This is a genomic window from Pseudomonas sp. PA-4-8C, assembly GCF_021606625.1.
Taxonomy (GTDB): Bacteria; Pseudomonadota; Gammaproteobacteria; order Pseudomonadales; family Pseudomonadaceae; genus Aquipseudomonas; species Aquipseudomonas lactis.
This window is the reverse complement of record NZ_WKCD01000252.1, coordinates 1-8,057: the sequence shown is the minus strand read 5'-3', so window position 1 is coordinate 8,057 and position 8,057 is coordinate 1. Positions and strand designations below refer to the sequence as shown.

Here is an 8,057-nt window from a genome sequence, read left to right as displayed (position 1 = left end):
GTTGAGCATGATCTCGACCACGTCCGGATCTTCGAGCGCGGCGGCGATCACCGGCCCCATCGCCGTGCGCAACATGCGAATACGCCGATCCAGCGAGGCGACGATGAAGGACTTCGGCGCGGCACTCATGAAACTCGCTCCCGTGCGTCGTCCGGGGCAGCCTCATCCATGCGCGGGCCGTCCGGGTGCAACTCCTCCACCACGTCGCGCACCAGGCTGCGACCCCGCAGCAGATGGCGACCGAGCTGCTCGACGAACTGCTCGAAGCGCGCCCTGCCCTGGGCCTTGGCCGCCTCTTGATGCGCCTCGGGCACCGGCGTGCTGACGGTCAGGAAGTAGCGTACGAACAGCGCAAGCGTCTCGATCTCGATGATCTGGTCGCGCTCCAGGCGTTCAAATTGCCGCGACAGGCGATCCAACCGCTTGGCGATGGCGGCCTCGCGCTGGTTGCCTGCCTCCGGCGACAGCCAGGAGGCCAGGGCTGCTGCGACGATGGAGGACTTGGACACGCCCTTCTTGGCGGCCAACTCGTCTAGGCGGCGGGCATGCTCGGGCTGGATGAACAGGTTGAGGCGGTACTGGCTCATAGCTGGACTCCGTCGTCGGGGTCGAGTGCAGCCAGCCGGGCGACGCGCTGCATGGCAGGATCGAACTGGCGAGGGAGAACGGGCTGCAGGTCGTCGTCATCGAGCAGCGCCAGGTCGCTGCAGGCAGGTTCCTGCTCCGGGTTGTAGGCGACGGTCTCAGACAGTTCGGGCTGACGGCGAGGCCCACCCTCTTCGGCAGTGGCCGCCGAGTCATCGCCGAGCCCAGGGGCCACTGGCGCTACCGGAACAGCCAAACCACTCCAATCATCCGTACGCGCCGGCGGTGCGTCGGCATAGCGCCCGGCTGCGAGAGTCGGCGGAGCCAGAACGCGACGCTTGAAGTTGGCATCACTGTAATAACGCAGCTTCCTGGCCCGGATCGGCGCGACGCTGGACACCATCACCACGGCCTCTTCGGGCGGCAGTTGCATCACCTCGCCCGGCGTCAGCAGCGGCCGCGCAGTCTCCTGGCGCGACACCATCAGGTGTCCCAGCCACGGCGCAAGCCGGTGACCCGCGTAGTTGCGCTGCGCGCGCAGTTCGGTCGCCGTACCCAGGGTTTCGGAAATGCGCTTGGCGGTGCGTTCGTCGTTGGTGGCGAAGGTCACGCGCACATGGCAGTTGTCGAGGATGGAATGGTTCTGCCCGTAGGCCTTGTCGATCTGGTTGAGCGACTGCGAGATCAGGAACGCCCGCAGGCCGTAGCCGGCCATGAACGCCAGGGCCGACTCGAAGAAGTCCAGCCGCCCCAGCGCGGGGAACTCGTCGAGCATCAGTAGCAGCTTGTGACGACGCTCCACGCCATCGCTGCCGTCGAGTGATTCGGTCAGACGCCGGCCGATCTGGTTGAGGATCAGCCGGATCAGCGGCTTGGTGCGGCTGATGTCCGAAGGCGGTACCACCAGGTACAGCGATACCGGATGCTCGGCGGCGATCAGGTCGGCGATGCGCCAGTCGCAACGCGAGGTGACCTCGGCCACCGTGGGGTCGCGGTACAGCCCCAGGAACGACATGGCGGTACTCAACACCCCCGAGCGCTCGTTCTCGCTCTTGTTCAGCACTTCGCGGGCGGCGGACGCCACCACCGGATGCGTGCCATCGCCCAGATGCCGCGTCGTCATCATCTGGTTCAGCGTCACCTCGAACGGACACGCCGGATCGCTCAGGAAGTTGGCGACGCCGCGTAGCGTCTTGTCCTCGCCCGCGTAGAGCACGTGCAGGATGGCTCCGACCAGCAGCGCGTGCGAAGTCTTCTCCCAGTGGTTGCGGCGCTCCAACGCGCCTTCCGGGTCGACCAGGATGTCCGCGATGTTCTGCACATCACGTACCTCGTGATCGCCCCGGCGCACTTCCAGCAGAGGGTTGTAGGCGGCGGACCTTGCATCGGTGGGGTTGAACAACAGGCAGTACGAGAAACGCGAACGCCAACCTGCGGTGAGGCTCCAGTTCTCACCCTTGATGTCGTGGATGACGGCCGAGGCTGGCCAACTCAGCAGCGTGGGAACCACCAGACCCACGCCCTTGCCCGATCGAGTCGGCGCGAAGGCCAGGATATGTTCCGGCCCTTCGTGGCGCAGGTACTGGCTGCCATGCAGCCCGAGAAAGACACCCGCCGGCCGGTCCAGGCCCGCCGAATGGATGTCGGCAGCCTCGGCCCAGCGTGCCGAACCATAGGTCGTAACCTGGCGCGACTGACGCGCGCGCCAGACCGACATAGCGATGGCGATGCCCACAGCCACCATGCCGCTGGTGCCGGCAATGGCACCAGCGATGTCGAAAACCTGCGGTGCATAGGCACCGAAGAAGAACCACCAGTCAAACAGTCGCCAGGGGTGATAGACCGGCGTGCCGAAGCAGTAAAACCAGGGCGAGCCCAGGCGTACTTGATAGCCCAGGGCGGCGGCTGTCCATTGTGTGGCGGCCCACACGCCGGCGATCACGATGCCAAATACAGCGGCGATCTGTCCGAACAGAACGTTCGTCCCTTGCATATCCCTGCTCCGACTTCCCGTTAATACAGCCCGTAAAGCTGGCTGCATGGTCGAGATTCGGTGCCGGGTCAGTGCCGGTCAAAGACCTTTATCGGGACAAAACTGGACTGGAACGCATCAATTCATGCGAGAGCGAATGGAGAGAAGCCACCGCAAGCGCGGGCGCATTGCGGCGTGTCGGGCGAAAAAATGAGAGGTTCGTGGCGGACCGCCCACGATCAGAACTTGGGCGGCTCTTTCGGCGGTGTGTAGGGCACTGTTCCATCGCCATAGAACCGTTTGCGCGTAGCCTCGGCGACGCGATTGCACAACCCGTCACCCAGCTTGGCGCGATCCAGCTTGCACTGCTCGCGCAGCTCCTTCAGCCGCACTGGATCGGCCGTGAGTTCATCAACCGTGGCCAACGCCGACGGCACCGGTACGTCGGGCTGGCCGCAGGCCGCAAGGGCCAGGACACATAGAAACGGCATGACCTTCTTCATGGCTCGATTTCCTCCAAGGTATCGGTCTGGCTGGGTGATCTGGACTAGGCGTCCTCCGAAGATTCGATGGCTTCTACCCGCGCGATGAAGCGGACCAGCGTCGCCGATGGCTCGCGCGTCGAATGCAGCAGGTAGGTCGTAAGTTCTGGAGAACAGCCCGCCAATGGGCGACCGACAATGCCGGACTCTCGGCTGGCCGCGATACACGACTCGCCGGTTAACCCCAAGGCAAAACCTGCCGCCACAAGCGCCATCATCAGATCACAGGAGGCCACCTGCTCCGCGACCAGCGGCTCCGCTCCCGCCTGGCGCAGGAAGCGCTCGACCTGGCGCGCATGGCCTTCGCAAGCTTGTGGGTCACACAACACCAGCGGATAACGCAGCAATTCCTCCAACGGAATGTGCTTGTGGGACAGGATGGGATGGCGCTCCGGCACTGCCACCATCAGCGGATCGCTCCAGGCCGGAGTGGCGACGATGCCATCCCCGACCTCATCCGACTGGGCAAACCCCGCGTCATACAGATCGTCGTGCAGCCCCTTGATCTGCCGCGACAACGGCACTTCAGACAGGCGAATCTCGACTTCCGGTTCCTCTTGCCGACATAGCGCCAGGAACGAGGAAAAACGCGACGGGGAGATCCCATCCGAGAGAGCCACCCGCAGTTGACCACAGAACCCGTTGGCCGCAGCCTTCACGCTATTCTTCGCCTGCTGCAAAGCTGTGAAGACACGTGGCACATGCTCCAGAAACAGTCGCCCAGCATGCGTAAGCCTCGTGCTCCGCGTGGTCCGCAAGAAGAGCTGCGTGCCCAGTTCTTCCTCAAGCTCCTTGATCGCACGCGATAACGGTGACTGCTCGATGTGCAACCGCTCAGCCGCTCGCGCAAAGTGCAGCTCCTCGGCAACAGCAAGGAAACAGCGAAGATGCCGCAACTCCATGCACATTATCTCCTTCGGTGTGTCGCTGGCCGGCCATAGAATCTGGGATTCCACCAATCGACGCACTACTTGGCAGTAGCCCCATGCCACGTACCATTTCCAGCGGCAGATTACCGACAGCGCTGTTGATCGTTACGTCGTTTGTACAGGAGTCCTCTACTAAGTGGCCCTGTCAGAGATACTAGAAAATCAGTCAAAGACAGCTATCCCTCGGGCCGGCAGGTTCATGCCACAAGCAGTTCCAACATGTAGGGAGCTGATCCGGAACCACGAGGTTGTCGACGAAGCGCGTGCTCTTGTCGAAGGTGATGAATCCAGAGCGGTTATGCTCTGGGTGCTTCCTAGCCTCAAAGGATGATGAATAACATCCAGATGAGCGCGCGCCGCCCAAATCCAATCCCAGGGAGAGATCGATGACTCTCCAGTCCGTTTTCGATTACCGAAGTCCGTACGCATACTTGGCCAACACCCGTCTGCCAGAGCTGAACACCCCCATCAGCTACTCGTACGACCCAGTTTCCTATTCAGAATGAAATACCGAAGCTTACAGCGACGAAGTCACGGTCAATAGTCGGGTTGAAGTCTCCACCGAAGAAGTCCGTGTATGAAAGGCTCGCGCTGTAAGTATTTCCATAATCTGCATCTAAGCCGACACTGATCGCTTTGGCCCCTTCATTAAAAACTGGGCCATAGCCATCAACATCATGAGACCACGAAAGGTTAGGCTTAAGATTGATACCGGCAATTACATTGTTGTAATCCCATACAGCGCGAGCACGATAACCCCAAGAAGTGTTGGTGTAAAATCCGTGGACGCCATATGCTGCTTGGGCCGCAACATTGGAAGCGTCATCTCCATAGGGTGAGCCATAAATACTGTCTCGACCATAACGAATTTCGCTTTGGCTTTCTAAGCCACCGATGTGAGTTACGCCGAACTCACCAATTAGGGTCAAACGATCCGCACCCATAAATTGATCCAGAAAATGAACCAGGGTTGTTTGCGCCTGAGTCACCTCCTTTCGTACGTAGCCTTGCTGGATATCACCAGCGCGCTCCAGTCCCCCATCAATGCCTCCTGAGGCCAACCCCGCTGCAACGCTGGTCACCAGCTTGGCAATTTGGTCAGTTCCATTAATCTGTAGCGGCTGATTAGGTCTGTAACTAATCTCACCAGTCCAGGCTGTACCTGTTGGCAAAGTTGTAGAAAAACTCAAGCCGTACAGTTGAATATCTTCTGGATATTCAAGGAAGTAATTACCTCGCCCGACAAGAATGGGTGCCGCTAGTGCTCCGCCAAGAATGGTGGTCGCAGCTATTATATCTGTAGCGGAGGCATTTTGTACGCTTAGATAGGGGGTGCGGCTGTGATAGTTGATGAAATAGGCCGCATACTCTGCTTCTCCACCCATCCAGCGCAGAGCAGTGCCGAACTGGCCGCTGTCCCGAGCATCGCGATCACCGCCGCGTGGAACAATAAGGCCCTCCGGTTCTAAGTCAACTCCTAATGCAGACAGCTGCTGCTGTACCCCCATTAGAGCGCCGACTGCTTCGGCATCAAATATATGAAAATTTTCGTCACACCCTTCAGCAGCGATATCGGAGCCTGAAAAAAATGTACCACAGTTATCTAACACTGTTTGATCCCATTCCAACTGGTAGAAGGCTTCGGCTGTCAATTGATCAGTCAGATTCTGTGAGGCATAAAACATGTTAACAGGTATCAGTCCCTCCTTAATCTCAGCTCCCGGCCGGCGGAACGCCGCTACATCGATCGGATTAATAGAATTGATTCCATTCTGAATAAACGTGCTCTCCCCCCAGTTCACCACCTGCTTGCCTAATCGGAGTGTTCCGAATATATCTCCGAAGGAATAATTGTGATAGATGAACGCATCGAGCACCTGGGCACCTGATGACTGTGCAGCCTGTTTACGGCCATGATCACTGATTTCCTTCCAAGTACGGCTTTCGTCCTTCAACTCGAAGTCGTACCAATACTTGCCTCGCATGAAAAAACCTGTATCTCCATATTTTAGCTCTAGATCGTGGATTCCTTTAAAAATCTTAGATGTCGTTTCGCCCTTCTTAAAATTCAATCGACCGTCGTCGCCGCTCTGTGTAAATCCAGTGCCACCATTCGAGCTACCAATCAAGTCAGGATCCGCCCCACGCGCGGACATAATGGCACCTATTGAGAGCGATGAGTCTAGCTGCCCCTCGATTTCTCCGATGTTAAAAGTCACTGCATACGTCTGCGCGCTTATAAGCACAGACAGAAAAAGTGCAGAGGAAAGCTTTCCGGCGCATAGACGATTGGTATTCATAATGGTTTTTCCTTATTGTTCTGGATGCATCGCATGGGATTTCGCCCGAGCAAAGGCCGCTCTGCATTATCTGAACTCGCCAGTGCAGAGCGGTTGGTGTCGTTAGTTATCTTACTTAGGCTCGAGCAGGCATCCTTGATGCCCATGACATGGGATTAACGAACGCCTGAATTTCTTAATGCCGCTGGTGTAAACTCAGACGAAGACAAGCCAATACCGTACTCAACCCCGTGCTTTTCTTCATTGTTCATGCCTATGGCAAGGTAGCGACCAGCGATCAAGTCATTAAGCGTTTCGAATGCATACATGGGCACTTGTGCTTTGTACTGCTGGATCAGCATGGCCTGACCAACTCGCCATAGTTGACCTCGGGCGTCGTACTGCTCCGAAAGTGCAATTTGCCAGCTATCTTCATCAAGAAAGAAGCGCCGTTTCGCATAGATGTGGCGCTCTCCCTGCTTCAGACTCGCTTCCACCTCCCAAACCCGGTGCAATTCATAACGCGCCAGATCTTGATTGGTATGCCCAGGCTTAACTATATCGCTATATTTTAAGCCATTAGAAGCTAGCTTATAGTTGTTATAAGGTATATATAGCTCTCGCTTGCCTATCAAGCGCCACTCATAGCGATTTGGCGCACCATTATACATATCAAAGTTATCAGTCGTTGCTAGGCCATCGGCCGCCGTGCCAGGCCCGTCATATGCTACTTGCGGTGCGCGACGAACTCGACGCTGACCAGCATTGTATTGCCACGCTGCGCGCGGCTCAGTGATTTGGTCGATTGACTCATGAACCAGAAGCACATTTCCAGCCAACCGTGATGGCGAAGTTACTCGTTGAGTGTAATATAACAACACGTTCGAGGAGTCACCTCCCATATCTTTCAAGCCGTCTGGAAATCCGACTTTATCTTCAAAACGAATAACCGTGTAATCGCCCGATGCCTGCGGAGTGACTTGGACAACGCTGCGACGTAACGTACCCCCTCGATATCGGGTAATGTGATTCCATATGGCTTCAAGTCCGCTTTGGGGGATGGGAAACGCGTAGTATCGGCTTTCCGAAAAGCCCTTTAAACCGCTTCCACCCTCAAGTGTCTCCGTTTTCAACGCGCTGATCTTGATCGCTTTGTAAATCCTGTCAGGCAAAGCTGTGGTGCGGTGACTTGGATAAACAAGCATCCGATATGTTTCAGGGTAACGCTTGAATAGCGCCACCTGCCCCTCAGACAGATTAGACTTATATTTCTCTAGATTCTGCGACGTGATAATAAATAGCGGCTTTTCGTTAGCAAACGGGTCTTCAAGAAAATCGTTATCGCTTTTACCACTATCTTTGGATAACCCACCAGTCCACGGAGGAATGGTACCAGCGGCATTACCAGCCATCTCAGCCCCTGTGGGAGTAAGATCTTTCCCTAGGCGACTCGCCTCTTCTTCGGATACAGCGGCACTTGCACTGGCCACAATACAAAGCAGTGAAACACAAAAAAAATATTTTATTATATTCATGCTGGCAACCCTCATACATTACTGCATTGCAAAACAAGCTCTTATCGCACTTGCCGATGCCATTAGTTAACTTAACCCTGATGTACGGCAGGGCGGACTCAAGTTCCAAGTGCAACAGTCAGTTGACCGTATTCAAGTTATTGGTCGCCAGGAGCTGCAGGTGCTCGGTCAGCACCTCTATGGGGAATTTCCAGCCCAGGGTTTGGCGCGGCCGC

At 56.9% G+C, this 8,057-nt stretch carries 6 protein-coding genes and 1 pseudogene; all 7 read right to left on the bottom strand.

Annotation, left to right across the window (positions count from 1 at the left end):
• Positions 1-129: pseudogene (locus tag GIW04_RS24690) on the bottom strand (P-type conjugative transfer ATPase TrbB); the annotation flags it as partial.
• Positions 126-587, bottom strand: a complete 462-nt coding sequence (locus GIW04_RS24685; RefSeq protein WP_236270068.1) for a CopG family transcriptional regulator — start codon at positions 585-587, stop codon at positions 126-128. The gene GIW04_RS24685 and the pseudogene GIW04_RS24690, both read right to left, overlap by 4 nt.
• On the bottom strand, positions 584-2,578 hold the full coding sequence (locus GIW04_RS24680) for a conjugal transfer protein TraG (protein WP_236270069.1): 1,995 nt from the start codon (positions 2,576-2,578) through the stop codon (positions 584-586). The genes GIW04_RS24685 and GIW04_RS24680 overlap by 4 nt, the downstream gene beginning before the upstream one ends.
• A 218-nt stretch (positions 2,579-2,796) precedes the next feature.
• Entirely contained in the window at positions 2,797-3,060 is a 264-nt protein-coding gene (locus tag GIW04_RS24675; RefSeq protein ID WP_236270070.1) for an EexN family lipoprotein, read from the bottom strand.
• A gap of 44 nt (positions 3,061-3,104) precedes the next feature.
• A complete protein-coding gene (locus GIW04_RS24670; protein ID WP_236270071.1) occupies positions 3,105-4,001 on the bottom strand; it encodes a LysR family transcriptional regulator in 897 nt (298 codons plus the stop codon).
• Between the two features lie 524 nt (positions 4,002-4,525).
• Positions 4,526-6,328, bottom strand: a complete 1,803-nt coding sequence (locus GIW04_RS24665; RefSeq protein WP_236270072.1) for a DUF1302 domain-containing protein — start codon at positions 6,326-6,328, stop codon at positions 4,526-4,528.
• 155 nt (positions 6,329-6,483) lie between these two features.
• Positions 6,484-7,842: a DUF1329 domain-containing protein gene (locus tag GIW04_RS24660; RefSeq protein WP_236270073.1), complete on the bottom strand. Its 1,359-nt coding sequence runs from the start codon at positions 7,840-7,842 to the stop codon at positions 6,484-6,486.
• Between the last annotated feature and the right edge of the window lie 215 nt (positions 7,843-8,057).